Genomic DNA, 13,049 nt, shown 5'->3' on the forward strand with positions numbered 1-13,049 from the left:
TTTATAACGAGTCAAATACGCTTCGGGGAGAGGTCATGAGCGGCAAAATACGGGTTGGCGTCATCGGCACAGGGATGATGGGTTATGAGCATATCAATAATCTGAAACTGATGCCTGAGGTGGAAATCACCGCCTTGGCCGATCCAACCGACCACATGTTGGGGCTTGGCAAAAGCATGCTGGGCCCAGCAGGAAGCAATGTGGCAACCTTCTCAACCGGAGAGGCCTTGCTTGATGCCAATCTGGTTGATGCTGTGGTGATCGCCTCGCCGAATTTCACCCATCATGACGTGCTCCAGCCTGTGTTCAAAAAGGGCGTGCATGTCCTGTGCGAAAAGCCTTTATGTACCACCCCGGAGGATGCCGCCCGCATTCGCGATCAGGCCGCAAGCCATTCAGGCGTGTTCTGGGTGGGCATGGAATATCGCTTTATGCCGCCTGCCACTGAATTCGTCACCCGCGTGCACCGGGGCGATGTCGGCCGCCTTGTCATGGTTTCCATCCGTGAGCATCGCTTCCCCTTCCTGCAGAAGGTCAATGACTGGAACCGGTTCTCGGCCAATACCGGCGGCACCATGGTGGAAAAGTGCTGCCACTTCTTCGATTTGATGCGCCACATCATCCAGTCAGAGCCGACGCGGGTTTATTGTTCGGGCAATATGGATGTGAACCATCAAGACGAACGCTATGATGGCCGTAAGCCTGACATTATCGACAATAGTTTCACCGTGGTCGACTTTGCCAATGGCACCCGCGCCATGCTGGATTTGTGCATGTTTGCCGAAGGGGCGGAACATCAGGAAGAGATCTCTGCCACCGGCGATAAGGCCCGCCTGGATGTGCTGATCCCGCCCGGTGACATGGTGATGAGCCCGCGCGTTGGGTTCCGCAATCCCAAGCAGGTTACACGCGAAACCATCCCAGTCGATCCGGTGGCGCTGGAGGCTGGTTCGCATTTCGGGGCCACTTATTACCAGCAGCGTGCATGGATCGACGCCATCTTGACGGGCGCACCTGTGCAGGTGACCGCACAAGACGGTCTGCAAGCCGTGCGCATGGGGGCAGCGGCCGAATTATCTGCCGCCACTGGTCGGGCCATCGACATGGCAGAGATTGCCGGAGGCTAGGATCGGCACGCCCCCGATCCGTCTTGTGTATAGGTGGCTTAGCTGGGCCGCGTGAGTGGGGGAAACAATGCGGCAAGTGCCAGCGCCAGATCATCGCGCCCCGGTGCTGTCATGGCATGAAAGCCAACCGGCAGACCATCGACCAGGCCCATGGGTGCGCTGATGGCGGGCAGATCCGCGACATTGGCATATTGGGTGGCAAAGGCTTGATCCGGCGGCGGGCCGATATCATGGTCGAAGGCAACATGGGACACGGTTGGGCTGATGATGCCGGCAAGACCATGTTCTGCCAGCCGGGCGCGCAGCTTTTCCTTCACATCGGCCAGAATGCCATAGGCCTGATCAATCCGCTCGGACGACAGCTGGCGTCCATAGTCCAGCATGGCCCGGAAATGGGGATCAAGACCTGAGTCTGGGTCTGCCAATTCGCCCGCCCATTCACGCGCGCCTTCGACTTCGCACACATAGAGGCAGGCGCGCAGAAGCTGGGCATCGGTTAGGCCCAAATCCAGATCAAGTTCCATCACCTCGGCTCCGGCACCGCGCAACCGACCGCAGGCCTGATCAAACAGAAATGCCAATTCACCAGAGGGTGCAGGCCGGTCGCGGGCAATGGCAAAGCAAAGGCCTGAAAGGCTGGCTGAAGGCATAGGTCCGCCCATAGCTTTGGCGACGGCCCACAAGGTGGCCGGATCCTTGGCCAAAGGCCCGACCTGGTCGAGTGTCGGTGACAGCGGGATGACGCCGGTTTGGGGAATGAGGCGGCCCGCTGGCTTCCAGCCATAGACACCACAATAGGCCGCTGGCAGCCGGATAGAGCCCATGGTGTCGGTTCCCAAAGCAGCATCAACCAGCCCTGCGGCAATGGCAGCACCTGATCCACCAGACGATCCACCCGGCGATAGGTTCTGCCCCCACGGGTTGAGACAGCGGCCATAGGCCTTATTGTCGGTGGTGGCCCCCAAGGCACCTTCATGCATGTTAAGCGTGCCCAGGATCTGAGCCCCGGCTTGGCGCAGTCGGGCAACAACCGGGGCGTCTTGGGATGCAACTGCATGGCGCCGGGCGGCGGATCCGCCCGTATTGGCAAGACCGGCCACCGCAATATTGCCTTTCACGCCCAAGCTGAGCCCCGCCAAAGGGCCGGAGAGGGCAGTCCCAGCATCATCGGCGGGGGCGAACTCAATAAAGGCGTGCAACGCCTGATTGGCGGCCTGAAGCCCAGCCCGGTCCATCAGCGATGATCCAATAGGCGGATTGGCTTTTGCCGCGCCTCAATCTGGGTCAGGCTGGCCGTGCCACCGGGGGGGACAAGCTCGATCTGCACCTCAATCCCCAATTTGCGTTTCAACACGTCGCGATACGTATCTGGATGGCCACCGCGATCTTCGCATATGACGATCAAGTCCTCCCGGCCTTGCGCATCGCGTATCGCCTTGCAAATCCACTCTCCAGCAAAGGCAGGCACGTCAGCCAGCATGGGTCCAACAGCCTGCGGGAAGATGTTAATTCCGCGCAGCTTGACCATATTGTCCGACCGGCCGAGGAATCCCTCAATCCGCTTAAAATTGACCCCGATGGCGCTGGCGTCGGTGCGGAAGGCACTGACATCATGGGTATTGAAGCGGATGATCGGATACACATCATCCTTGAACAAACAGGTGACAACCAGATCGCCGGTTTGCCCATCGGGGACAGGCTGACCCGTTTCAAGATCACAAATCTCAACCCAATGGGCATCTTCCATCACATAATGGCCGTCTTGGTCGGGACCTTCCCCGGCAATCATGCCGGTGTCGCCAACGCCATACCAGTCATAGCACGCCGCCCCACCCCACAGCGCCGACACCGCCGCCTTATCTTCGCGCCCGAACTGGCCCGAAATCATGCGGATGGGAATGTCCACCCCCGGCTCCAGCCCTTCGGCACGGGCGACCTCGGCGAGCTTTTTGATGTAGTCAGTGAAGCCCAGAATGACATTGGCTCCAAAGTCGCGCATCAGGCCGATTTGGGCGACACTGCGCGTTTCAATCCCGGTCCCGGCTGACATGAAGGTCGCGCTCGTCCAGCGTGTGACAGCCTCGCGGATATAATGGCCACCATTGATCATGCCATGGCCATAGACGGAGTGGACGACATCTTCTGGCCGCAGGCCTTGCCAACGGAACAGGCGCGCCAACAGCAAATTCTGGACTTCACGTGTCTTGGCCCCAAAGAACAAGGGCTGTGGCTTGCCGGTGGTGCCGCTGGTTGTGTGAAAAATCATCGGCGGCCGCTGCCCATTCGGATAGGAATCCAGCCCGGCAAAATCGCCAAAAGGCGGGGCAAGCCCGATGCTTTCGACGATCTCCTGCTTGCCGAAAGTCGGCAGTTTGGGCAGATCGTCGAGGGACTTAATGTCACCAGCCTCAATCCCATGACGACCCCATAGGCGCTGATAGAAGGCGGTCTTGGCGGCCCGCGCCACCAATTTCTGGAACAATCTTTCCTGATGGGCGCGCAGGCGATCCCGCGTGATGGTGGTTGCCATCGTGATGAAGTCATCACCAATCGGATGGTCAGCCAGTAGGGCGGCATAATCGAGGCTTTGGGCAAAGCTGGTATGGCGGTCGGTCACGACATTAGTCCTGCTGCAAGACGGCCAATCAGGCCGACATCTTCTAACGCCACCAATCGGTCGACCGCGGCGATCAAGGCGTCCTCCAGTTTGGGCTTCGACCCACCAAAACCATAGGCGCTGCAGGCGCGGAACTTCGCCAAATGGGCCTCCCGGCTGAGTGGGCGTTGGGGTGTTCCCAAGAGCACATCCGTGGCTACAGACACTATGCGGCCGTCTTTCAAGCGTGCTTCTGCCGATTGAGGCACAAAGGCCGATGCCGCTTGTACCTGATTGACCACAACCTCGATCCGACGCGCCACGGCATGGACTTCGGGGTCATTCAAACGCTCGGACGTAAAATCGGTCAAGCCGACACCCCCGGTCAGCAAGGCAATTGCGCCAACATAGGGCAGGCACAATCTGGCGTAATTGACCTCCAGCGGCGGCGGGGCGATCGGGCGGCCCACCAGATGGTGGATCAAGGGTGGGGCCGAAATGACAAGCCTGTCGAGATTGTCGGCCGTCATGCCCTGTCGGGCCAGTTCCAAAATCATGTCGATGCCGCCATGTGAGGCCCGACCACTTGGAAATGGCTTCCAACTGACCTCACAAGCGCGCCACACCTGTCCCAGACTGGCCAGAACGGGCTCCAGTGCGCTGTCGCGCTCAAACAGGGTCAGATACCCAAACGGCCCGTCAACAGAACCGAGCGGGCCGGGCAGTCCGGCTTGGACCAGATCCACCGCAACAAAGGCTGATCGTGCCGCCCCGGCGACGCTGGCGGCCAATGCCGGGGTGCCCTCGACATGGGCCTGCATGGTGCCAGAGGCAAAAGCCAAAGCATAGCCAAAGGCGTGGGCGGTCGCCTCTGCCGTCAAACCCCGCGCATGGCTCAAGGCAGCCACGGCCCCAAACAGGCCGCAGGTCGCCGGTCTGAAAAACTGGATCTGCGACCGGGCCGCAACGCCAAGGCCTGCTGCGACATCCACCCCGAGGGCTGCAGCTGTGACATAGGTTTGCCCAGACAGGCCGCGCGCTTCTGCTTCTGCCAGCAAGACCGGCACAACCACGGTGAATGGATGCAAGACCGCGGCTTCATGCACGCAGTCAAACTCCAACGCATGGGCCTGAAACGCGTTAATGAAGGCCGCGTGGGGGGCAGGCAAAGCCTCGCCAGTGGCAAAGACATGGGCGTCGGAGCCCGCGCCCCAGCCTTGGGTGGCCTGACGCACCCCAGCCGCATAGGGCGAACGCGTGCCTGCGATCCCGACACCCACCAGATCGAGCGTAAAATTGCGCACGGCTTGGATGGCGGCTGGTGGCAGATCGGCAAAGGACGTGCCTGCGACATGGCGGGCCAAACGCTGGGCTGCTGTCAGCTGCGCGGCTGGGTGCACCGTGTGGGGTGCCGCCTGGGGGCTAGACTCTCGGCTTTGTCCGGACATATTGGGCACATAGCATGCCAGTGACGAAGCGCAATCATGCGCGGCGCATTTCTTGGTCACCGCACGGAAAATGGTGGCGGCATGCGCCACAAAAGGGCAATGACCACACCATGATCCTGTCGCCACGCCGATTGTCTTCTCTGGCCGAAGCCGCTGCCCTTCTCGCCGATCGGGCCAAGGGTGGTCGCATCTTCATCCCGGCAGGCCCGGTGGAGCCTTTGGCCCTGGCCGACGCGTTTAGAGCTGAACCCGGCTTGGCCGACGACCTGACGTTCTGCGGCCTGTTCATACCCGGACTGAACCGGCTTGATTGGGCCGCCCTGTCGGCCAAAGCCGCGGCCAATATCTTTCTGCCCTCTCCTGATTTTGCCACAACGATAAGCGACGGGCGCACCCATGTGATCCCCTGCCATTATTCCGCCGCGTGGCGCTTTTTGCGGGATCAAGATTTCAAAGCCGCCGTGTTCCACCTCGCCCCGCCGGACGCCCAAGGCCAGTGTTCAGTGTCGCTATCAGCTGACGCCAGTCCCGCCTTTTTTGACCGTGATGTGTTCAAACTGGGTCTGATCAACCCCGCCCTGCCGGTCGTCACCGGGGCCCCCACCGTCCCGCTGGCGGCATTGGATGCTTGGGTCGAGGCAGAAGCCATCCCGCCAGAATTGATCACACCAGCCCCAACAGGCGACATTGACGGCCTTGTCGCGCATGTCTCAAACCTGATTGAGGATGGCTCTTGCCTGCAGGCCGGGATTGGCAGATTGCCCGGTGCGATCATGGCAAGCCTGGTCGCACGCCGCGACCTCAGCATACACTCCGGGCTAATCGGGGACTGGATTTTGCCACTTTTGGACGCAGGCTGCGTGCGCGATCAGCCTCGGGCGCTCACTTCTGGCGTCATTCTGGGCAGCCATAATATGCAGGCCCGTTTGGCGGGTGAGTCGCGGCTGTCTTTGGTGCCGATTGCGCAGACCCACGGCGCGGCCCATCTTGGTGCCATAACGCGCTTTGTCAGCCTGAATGCGGCGCTGGAGGTGGATTTGGCTGGACAGATTAATTGCGAATTTGCCGGCGACCGTGTGCTGGCAGGGGTCGGAGGGGCGGTGGATTTTCTGCGCGGCGCCCGCCTCAGCCCCGGCGGCAAGCCGATTGTGATGGTTCAAGCTGTCGGCAAGGATGGCCGGTCGCGCATCATTCCCCGCCTGTCAGCACCCAGTGTATCGATTGCGCGCAGCGACGCGCCGATCCTTGTCAGCGAATTTGGTGCCATTGATCTTGAGCCTTTGGACGCAAAGGCCCGGGCGCTTGCCATTATCAGCCTTGCCGCGCCCGAACATCGTGACATGCTGAAAGCGGCATGGGCACACCCATCAGAGGCACGAAAGTGAGCGATACCACCCCCCTTTATCGCCGACTGGCCCAGGACTTGCGCAAGGCGATCAGTCAAGGCCACTATCCCACAGGCAGCTTGCTCCCAACCGAACAGGACCTCTGCGCCCAGCACAAAGTCTCCCGCCATACGGCGCGCGACGCCTTGCGCATCCTGACCGATGAAGGCCTGATCGAGCGGCGTCGCGGGGCTGGCTCTGTCGTCATTGCGGCCAAGCCAGTCGGTCCGTTTTCCCAAGGCTGGGGCGAGATTGGCGATATTTTGCAATATGCGCGCGACACCCGTCTTGTTATCCTCACATATGGTCCGGCTACAGCCGAAGATGTCCTCGCCATGGGGCTGGATGCAAACCAGCCCTGGATTGGCATCAAAGGTCTGCGGATGCGCGCTGGATCGAGTAAGCCCTTGGCCCATACCAGCATTTGTGTTCGCAAGGACCTTGCACCGCCCCATGCCGCACTGACAGACTGGCCCCATGCGATTGCTGAATTCATTGCCCGGCACAATGGTGTGCTGGCAGCCCGGATTGAGCAGGATATTTCTGCCGTGAAACTTGGTCGAGAGCTTGCCAAGGCGCTGCATGAGCATGCGGGAGAGCCTGCCCTGCGCACCCGCCGCCGCTATCTCGATTCTGAGGGGGTTGTTTTCCAGGCCAGCATCAGCGTGCATCCGGGTGAACATTTCACCTATGCCATGTCGGTCAGTCGCTGATTCCGCCGGAGCCGCCCTCAGCCCATCGCCATCATCAAGGCCACGCCGCCTGCAGAGATCGCAGCGATGATGGCGGTCTGGATCATCAAAGCCCCGACCGCGCGCGGGCCGAGCAACATCACCCCTTTGATCGAGGTATTGGCCCCCAGCGCCACCATGGAGATGATCAGGCAGAGGCTGGACATTTTGGTCAATGCTGCAATCCCTGCTGGTGTGAGCCAGCCGGTATTGGCCACCACAATGGCGGCCACAAAGCCCAAGAGAAACACTGGCACCGTGGCTTCAGTCTCAGAATCGGGGCCATCCTTGCGGTCGAGCCACGACAGGATCATCAGAAGCGAAAAAATCACCACCGGCAGCATGGCAACCCGGATCATTTTCACCGTGGTGGCTGCAGGCGTTGCCGCTTCGCCATAGACATCTGAAGCCGCGACCACTTGGGCAACTTCATGGATGGAGGACCCCAAAAACACCGCAGATGGGATCATCGGCAGGTTTAACAGATGGCAGATGGCCGGATAGACGACCACGGCAATGGTGCCGATGATGGTGATGCTGGCCACGGTCGCCACCACATCGCGTTCAACATTGGAATTGGGGCGGCGGGCCAGAACTGTGGCAATGGCCAAGGCAGCAGACGCCCCGCAGATCGCCACCGATGTGGCCGTCAAAAAGGCGGTCGGGCGGGGCAATTGAAGCGCGCGGCCCACCAGATAGCCCAGACATAAGGTGCCAAAGGCGGCCGCTACCGCGATCAAAGCCGGTTGCCAGCCCAGGGCCTGCAAATCCGAAATCGTGATGCGGAAGCCCATCAAAGCCACCCCAATGCGCAACAGCGGCTTGGCCAGCACATCATTGCCGGGCTTGAAGGCAGGCTTGGTCAAAATGCCCGCGGCGGCCATGCCCAGCAACAAAGCAATCAGCAAGGTGGGGACGCGGGTGCCTTGGGTTGGAAAATAGGCTGCGGCAGCCAGAATGAGGCCGAGACCGACACCGGGCCCGAACTTGGTCACGGACTTAAACATACTCCCCCCAGGTGTCGACAGATGCTGTGTCTGACCACGAGGCCAAGCCGCACCATTGAGACGATTGCCGACAGCTTAGCTTAGGGCGGTTTCACCAGACTGTGCAATTGGGGCGCTGGCCTGTTTGCGCTGCCGGTTGAGGACCATGCGGTCGTGCAGACAACAAATGGTCTGGCTGCCCGTACTTTTGAACAGGCCTGGAATCAGCCCGTGGATCATGCAGGCCAAGGCGGCACCGAGCATCTGGAACCCAAAACTGAATGCCACACCCAAATGCTCAAAATAGCTCTCGCCTACGCTTTTGGGATGATCGACAAACAATTTTCTGAACATCGGGGTGCACCTCCATGCTGGTGCAGAAGGTTCTCACAGAATTCATGGTAAATTTTCACTCATTTATTGAAAAATGGTCTAATGATGATATATTTATACGATCATGAAGCCATCTGACCAAAAAATCGACGAAGCAGACATTAAGCTTTTGTCAATTCTTCAAACCGATGCGGCGGTCTCGTTGGAGGAATTGGCCACCCGAACGGCCATGTCGGCCAATACGGCTTGGCGGCGAATCCGCCGGATGGAAGAGGCCGGCATCATCGCCAAGCGTGTCGCGCTGATCGATCCTGAGACTGTTGGGCTGGGCATGACGGTATTTGTCGCCATCAAGACCTCCGACCATTCGGATGAGTGGCTGGAGAATTTTGCCCGCTCGGTCTCGTCCATCCCCGAAGTGGTGGAGTTTTACCGCATGAGCGGGGATACCGACTATCTGCTCAAATTGCTGGTCGCTTCCATTGCCGATTATGATCGGGTCTATAAGAAACTGATCCGTAGCGCGAAATTAAGTGACGTCAGTTCCAGCTTTGCCATGGAGACGATCAAATTCACCACCGCTGTGCCTTTGCGAATTTAGCTTTTGGCACAAGCCATTATCGGCTAAAGGGCTGTCATGAGCCAAAAGCGCGTTCTCTTGATCATTGGCGGGGGCATCTCGGCCTATAAGACCCCGGAACTGGTGCGCGCGCTGGAGCGGCGCGGCATTGGCTGCCGTGTCATTCTAACCCACGCCGGCAGCCAATTCGTCACGCCCTTGGCATTGGCCAGCCTCACGCGGGACGAGGTGCATCAGGAATTGTTCAACCTGACCCAGGAAGCGCGCATGGGTCACATTGAATTGTCACGCAGCGCGGATTTGGTTGTGGTGGCACCGGCAACCGCGGATTTGATCGGCAAGCTGGCCAATGGCCTTGCCAATGATCTGGCCTCAACCGCCCTTCTTGCAACCGACAAGCCGGTGATGATGGCCCCGGCCATGAATGTGCGCATGTGGCATCATCCCGCCGTTCAGCGCAATGTGGCGACTTTGGCGGGCGATGGGGTAAGTTTCATCGGCCCCGATGAAGGCGCGATGGCGTGCGGGGAATATGGTTTGGGCCGGATGGCAGAGCCTGAGGCGATTGCAACCGCCATTGAGGCGCGATTGAACGCTGCCAGCTCCAAAAGCCAAAGTTTGCATGGCAAAAGGGCACTCGTGACGGCGGGGCCGACGCTGGAACCCCTCGATCCAGTCCGCTTTCTGTCCAACCGCTCGTCGGGCAAACAGGGCTATGCCATCGCCGCCGCTTTGGCCGAGGCGGGTGCTGAGGTGACCTTGGTGTCCGGCCCCACCGCACTGAATGACGTGGCGGGCGTCACCATGGTGCGGGTGGAAAGTGCGCGCGACATGCTGGCGGCGTGTCGCAATGCGCTGCCGGCCGACATTTTTGTGGCCGTGGCCGCGGTCGCCGATTGGCGTCCAGAAGTTGCAGCCCCCGTCAAGCTCAAGCTGAAAGAGCCTGATGCGGCACCGATTCTAAAACTGGCCGAAAATCCCGACATTTTGTCAGAAATCGCCAAGCCCGGTCCAAACAGGCCGGATCTGGTGATCGGCTTTGCGGCTGAAACCCATGATGTGCTGGCCTATGCCGCCGCCAAGCGCAGCAGGAAGAAGTGTGATTGGGTGGTCGCCAATGATGTGTCGGGCGATGTGATGGGCGGAGAAACCAATCGGGTCATCTTGGTTACACAAGACGGTCATCAGGATTGGCCATTGGCCCATAAGTCTGACGTGGCGCGACGCTTGACCGCCGAAATTGCCAGCCATTTTTCCAGCTGATGTTCAGGCAGGCCAGAAGATGGCCAGCATGATCAGCCCCACCACAATCCGGTAATAGGCGAAGGGGGCAAAGCCCATGCGCTGGACGATGCCGATGAACAGCTTGATCACAAAAATGGCGGTGATGAAGGCGACGATAAAGCCAATCGCCACCAGGATAAGATCCTGGCTGCCTTGGGCCAAAAGCGCGTCCCGATTGCTCCAACCCTCATAGGCAAATACCCCGATCATGGTCGGGATGGACAGGAAGAAGCTGAACTCTGCAGCCGGCTTGCGGTCCACGCCGAGCATCATGGCCCCGATGATGGTCGCCCCAGAGCGGGACATGCCGGGGATCAACGCCAAGCATTGGCACAGCCCGATTTTAAGACCAAGTCCGACTGAAATATCGTCGACATCCAGCACACGCGGAGCCGGGCGGAAACGCTCGGCCAGCAGAATCAAGACCCCGCCCACCACCAACGTGACCGAGACCACAACCGGGCTGAACAACACGCCCTTGATAAAATCATGCAGCAATGCCCCCAAGGCCATGGAAGGGAAAAAGGCCAATATGACGGCGGCGGCAAACTGGCGCGACGCCGCACTGCTGGGCAGGGTGACAAAAGCCCCCCACAGCTTTTCGAAATAGAGGACAACAACCGCCAAAACCGCGCCCAATTGGATCATGGTCTCGAACATGTCGGGGACCTGTCCGGGCAATAAATGCTCAGCCAGGATGAGGTGCCCGGTCGAGGAAATCGGCAGAAATTCGGTCAGGCCTTCCAAAATGCCCAACAGGATCGCAAGGAGATGGTCGCTCATAACATCCGACAAAATCTGGCCGACAAAATCTGGCCGGCAAAGGCTGGCACGGGAGATTGGCCTCTTCGCATGGCTTCGGGGACAAGACCAGACCAAGCTGCAGAATTGCGTTAGGTATTAAAATCAACCTAAATAATCAGCCTTATTGTCACGCAATCGCGACATTTTGCGGCACCCAGATCGATATAGAGCTTATTTTGGTATCATTATATACCTAATCATGCAGTTTCAACTTGCCAGCGACGTGATTGTCTGCTTGAGACGGGCATCTGGCCCTGTTGGTATGGCCTCGCCCCGATATGATGAGAGATTCCCATGGCCGAACGGCTCCTCAAATTTGTCAGCATTGACCCTCAGACGCCCGAAAAACGTCCGGCTGACCAACGTACCGCCGACTTCCATGAGATTTATGGCGAGTTCATCACGCAAAAGGCCAATGAACAGGCGTCGCGTTGTTCCCAATGCGGTGTGCCCTTCTGCCAATCCGGCTGTCCGTTGCAAAACAACATCCCCGACTGGCTGAAAATGACTGCCGAGGGGCGGCTGGAAGAAGCCTATGCTTTGTCCTCGGCCACCAATTCCATGCCGGAAATCTGTGGCCGCATCTGTCCGCAAGACCGCTTGTGCGAGGGCGCTTGCGTGATCGAGCAATCAGGTCATGGGGCCGTCACGATTGGCGCGGTGGAACGCTATATCACTGAAAATGCTTGGCAGAATGGCTGGATCAAGCCGATTGTGCCCCCAGTCGAGCGGCAAGAACATGTCGGAATTGTCGGGGCCGGTCCTGCAGGGCTGGCCGCAGCTGAGGCTTTGCGCAATAAGGGCTATCAGGTCACGATCTACGACCGCTATGACCGCGCGGGCGGCCTGTTGATCTATGGCATCCCAGGCTTCAAGCTGGAAAAGGATGTGGTTGGCCGCCGGATTGCGCATCTGGAGGCTTCCGGCGTGAGATTCGTACTCAATTATGAGATTGGCCGCGATGGCAAGCTGGCCGATCTGCGGGCAGCCCATGACAGCGTGTTGATCGCCATTGGCGTGTATCAAGCCCGCGCACTTCCCTGTCCGGGTTCATCCGGGCCGGGTGTCGTTGAGGCCCTCGATTATCTGACCGCGTCCAATCGCGTCGGTTTGGGCGATACGGTGGCTGCGTTTGCTGCAGGCACCCTCAATGCTGCAGGCAAGCGCGTGGTGGTGATTGGCGGGGGAGATACCGCGATGGACTGTGTGCGCACGGCTGTGCGCCAAGGTGCCGCGAAAGTGACCTGCCTCTATCGCCGCGACCGCGCCAACATGCCCGGCAGCGCGCGTGAAGTTGCCAATGCCGAAGATGAAGGCGTGGTGTTTGAGTGGCTGGCCGCCCCCAAAGCGGTGCGCAGCAATGATCAGGGCGTGACCGCGGTTGTCGCCGCGCGCATGCGCTTGGGTGAGGCAGACGCCTCGGGCCGGCAGTCGCCTGAGGAAGTTGCCGGGGCCGATTTTGATGTGCCGGCTGATCTGGTCATCAAAGCGTTGGGCTTTGATCCAGAACCCGTCCCCACCTTGTTTGGCGAGCCTGAATTGAAGGTCAGCCGCTGGGGAACCATTCGGGCCGATGCCATCACCGGGGAAACCTCCATCCCCAATGTCTATGCAGCCGGGGACATTGTGCGTGGTGCCTCGCTGGTCGTGTGGGCCATTAAGGATGGCCGTGAAGCCGCCGAGCATATTCACACCTCCCTGCGCAAACAGGCGCGCCTGCGCGCCCAAGCCGCCAAGGTGGCCGCTCAATAGAGCACTGCCGCCGCTGCCAGATG

At 59.7% G+C, this 13,049-nt stretch carries 12 protein-coding genes; 6 read left to right on the forward strand and 6 right to left on the reverse strand.

Annotated features, from left to right (window positions below):
* Window positions 1-35: 35 nt before the first annotated feature.
* On the forward strand, window positions 36-1,127 hold the full coding sequence (locus PbB2_RS08430; RefSeq protein WP_192576248.1) for a Gfo/Idh/MocA family protein: 1,092 nt from the start codon (window positions 36-38) through the stop codon (window positions 1,125-1,127).
* Window positions 1,128-1,165: 38 nt separating this feature from the next.
* Here the strand turns inward: PbB2_RS08430 and PbB2_RS08435 are convergent, their stop codons facing one another.
* Genes PbB2_RS08435 through PbB2_RS08445 form a run of 3 tightly spaced genes read right to left on the reverse strand, consistent with a single transcriptional unit; the run spans window position 1,166 to window position 5,123 of the window.
* Window positions 1,166-2,362: an amidase gene (locus PbB2_RS08435; RefSeq protein ID WP_108984859.1), complete on the reverse strand. Its 1,197-nt coding sequence runs from the start codon at window positions 2,360-2,362 to the stop codon at window positions 1,166-1,168.
* Window positions 2,362-3,744: a phenylacetate--CoA ligase family protein gene (locus PbB2_RS08440; RefSeq protein ID WP_238164923.1), complete on the reverse strand. Its 1,383-nt coding sequence runs from the start codon at window positions 3,742-3,744 to the stop codon at window positions 2,362-2,364. The genes PbB2_RS08435 and PbB2_RS08440 overlap by 1 nt, the downstream gene beginning before the upstream one ends.
* On the reverse strand, window positions 3,741-5,123 hold the full coding sequence (locus PbB2_RS08445) for an MmgE/PrpD family protein (RefSeq protein ID WP_192576249.1): 1,383 nt from the start codon (window positions 5,121-5,123) through the stop codon (window positions 3,741-3,743). The genes PbB2_RS08440 and PbB2_RS08445 overlap by 4 nt, the downstream gene beginning before the upstream one ends.
* A gap of 62 nt (window positions 5,124-5,185) precedes the next feature.
* On the opposite strand from PbB2_RS08445, the gene PbB2_RS08450 reads away from it, so the two are divergent.
* Together PbB2_RS08450 and PbB2_RS08455 are read left to right on the forward strand one after the other, a co-directional pair.
* Window positions 5,186-6,556, forward strand: a complete 1,371-nt coding sequence (locus PbB2_RS08450) for an acetyl-CoA hydrolase/transferase C-terminal domain-containing protein (protein ID WP_108984861.1) — start codon at window positions 5,186-5,188, stop codon at window positions 6,554-6,556.
* Window positions 6,553-7,269, forward strand: coding sequence for a GntR family transcriptional regulator (locus PbB2_RS08455; RefSeq protein ID WP_192576250.1), 717 nt, complete (start codon window positions 6,553-6,555; stop codon window positions 7,267-7,269). Before PbB2_RS08450 ends, PbB2_RS08455 begins: the two co-directional genes overlap by 4 nt.
* A 17-nt stretch (window positions 7,270-7,286) precedes the next feature.
* Here PbB2_RS08455 and PbB2_RS08460 read toward each other — a convergent pair whose 3' ends face one another.
* Window positions 7,287-8,294, reverse strand: coding sequence for a YeiH family protein (locus tag PbB2_RS08460; protein WP_108984863.1), 1,008 nt, complete (start codon window positions 8,292-8,294; stop codon window positions 7,287-7,289).
* Window positions 8,295-8,369: 75 nt separating this feature from the next.
* On the reverse strand, window positions 8,370-8,627 hold the full coding sequence (locus PbB2_RS08465) for a DUF6356 family protein (protein ID WP_108984864.1): 258 nt from the start codon (window positions 8,625-8,627) through the stop codon (window positions 8,370-8,372).
* A 103-nt stretch (window positions 8,628-8,730) separates the two neighbouring features.
* Between PbB2_RS08465 and PbB2_RS08470 the strand changes: the two genes are divergently transcribed.
* Window positions 8,731-9,207 carry an Lrp/AsnC family transcriptional regulator gene (locus PbB2_RS08470; RefSeq protein WP_108984865.1) on the forward strand — a complete coding sequence of 159 codons (477 nt, stop codon included), beginning with the start codon at window positions 8,731-8,733 and terminating at the stop codon, window positions 9,205-9,207.
* A 36-nt stretch (window positions 9,208-9,243) separates the two neighbouring features.
* Window positions 9,244-10,449 (forward strand): bifunctional phosphopantothenoylcysteine decarboxylase/phosphopantothenate--cysteine ligase CoaBC, encoded by a 1,206-nt coding sequence (coaBC, locus tag PbB2_RS08475; protein WP_108984866.1) that lies wholly within the window; start codon window positions 9,244-9,246, stop codon window positions 10,447-10,449.
* Window positions 10,450-10,452: 3 nt separating this feature from the next.
* On the opposite strand, the gene PbB2_RS08480 is transcribed toward coaBC, so the two are convergent.
* A complete protein-coding gene (locus PbB2_RS08480; RefSeq protein ID WP_108984867.1) occupies window positions 10,453-11,253 on the reverse strand; it encodes an undecaprenyl-diphosphate phosphatase in 801 nt (266 codons plus the stop codon).
* A gap of 315 nt (window positions 11,254-11,568) precedes the next feature.
* Between PbB2_RS08480 and PbB2_RS08485 the strand changes: the two genes are divergently transcribed.
* On the forward strand, window positions 11,569-13,026 hold the full coding sequence (locus PbB2_RS08485; RefSeq protein WP_108984868.1) for an NAD(P)-dependent oxidoreductase: 1,458 nt from the start codon (window positions 11,569-11,571) through the stop codon (window positions 13,024-13,026).
* The last annotated feature ends 23 nt before the right edge of the window (window positions 13,027-13,049 follow it).

Origin of the sequence: Candidatus Phycosocius bacilliformis (assembly GCF_003112735.1) — a bacterium.
Taxonomy (GTDB): Bacteria; Pseudomonadota; Alphaproteobacteria; order Caulobacterales; family Aquidulcibacteraceae; genus Aquidulcibacter; species Aquidulcibacter bacilliformis.

What these genes read in the sequence shown, in the direction of transcription:
- PbB2_RS08430 (WP_192576248.1), top strand. Translation starts at nt 36, where the DNA reads ATGAGCGGCAAAATACGGGTTGGCGTCATCGGCACAGGGATGATGGGT.
- PbB2_RS08435 (WP_108984859.1), bottom strand. Translation starts at nt 2,362, where the DNA reads ATGGACCGGGCTGGGCTTCAGGCCGCCAATCAGGCGTTGCACGCCTTT.
- PbB2_RS08450 (WP_108984861.1), top strand. Translation starts at nt 5,186, where the DNA reads ATGCCAGTGACGAAGCGCAATCATGCGCGGCGCATTTCTTGGTCACCG.
- PbB2_RS08460 (WP_108984863.1), bottom strand. Translation starts at nt 8,294, where the DNA reads ATGTTTAAGTCCGTGACCAAGTTCGGGCCCGGTGTCGGTCTCGGCCTC.
- PbB2_RS08465 (WP_108984864.1), bottom strand. Translation starts at nt 8,627, where the DNA reads ATGTTCAGAAAATTGTTTGTCGATCATCCCAAAAGCGTAGGCGAGAGC.
- PbB2_RS08470 (WP_108984865.1), top strand. Translation starts at nt 8,731, where the DNA reads ATGAAGCCATCTGACCAAAAAATCGACGAAGCAGACATTAAGCTTTTG.
- coaBC (WP_108984866.1), top strand. Translation starts at nt 9,244, where the DNA reads ATGAGCCAAAAGCGCGTTCTCTTGATCATTGGCGGGGGCATCTCGGCC.
- PbB2_RS08480 (WP_108984867.1), bottom strand. Translation starts at nt 11,253, where the DNA reads ATGAGCGACCATCTCCTTGCGATCCTGTTGGGCATTTTGGAAGGCCTG.
- PbB2_RS08485 (WP_108984868.1), top strand. Translation starts at nt 11,569, where the DNA reads ATGGCCGAACGGCTCCTCAAATTTGTCAGCATTGACCCTCAGACGCCC.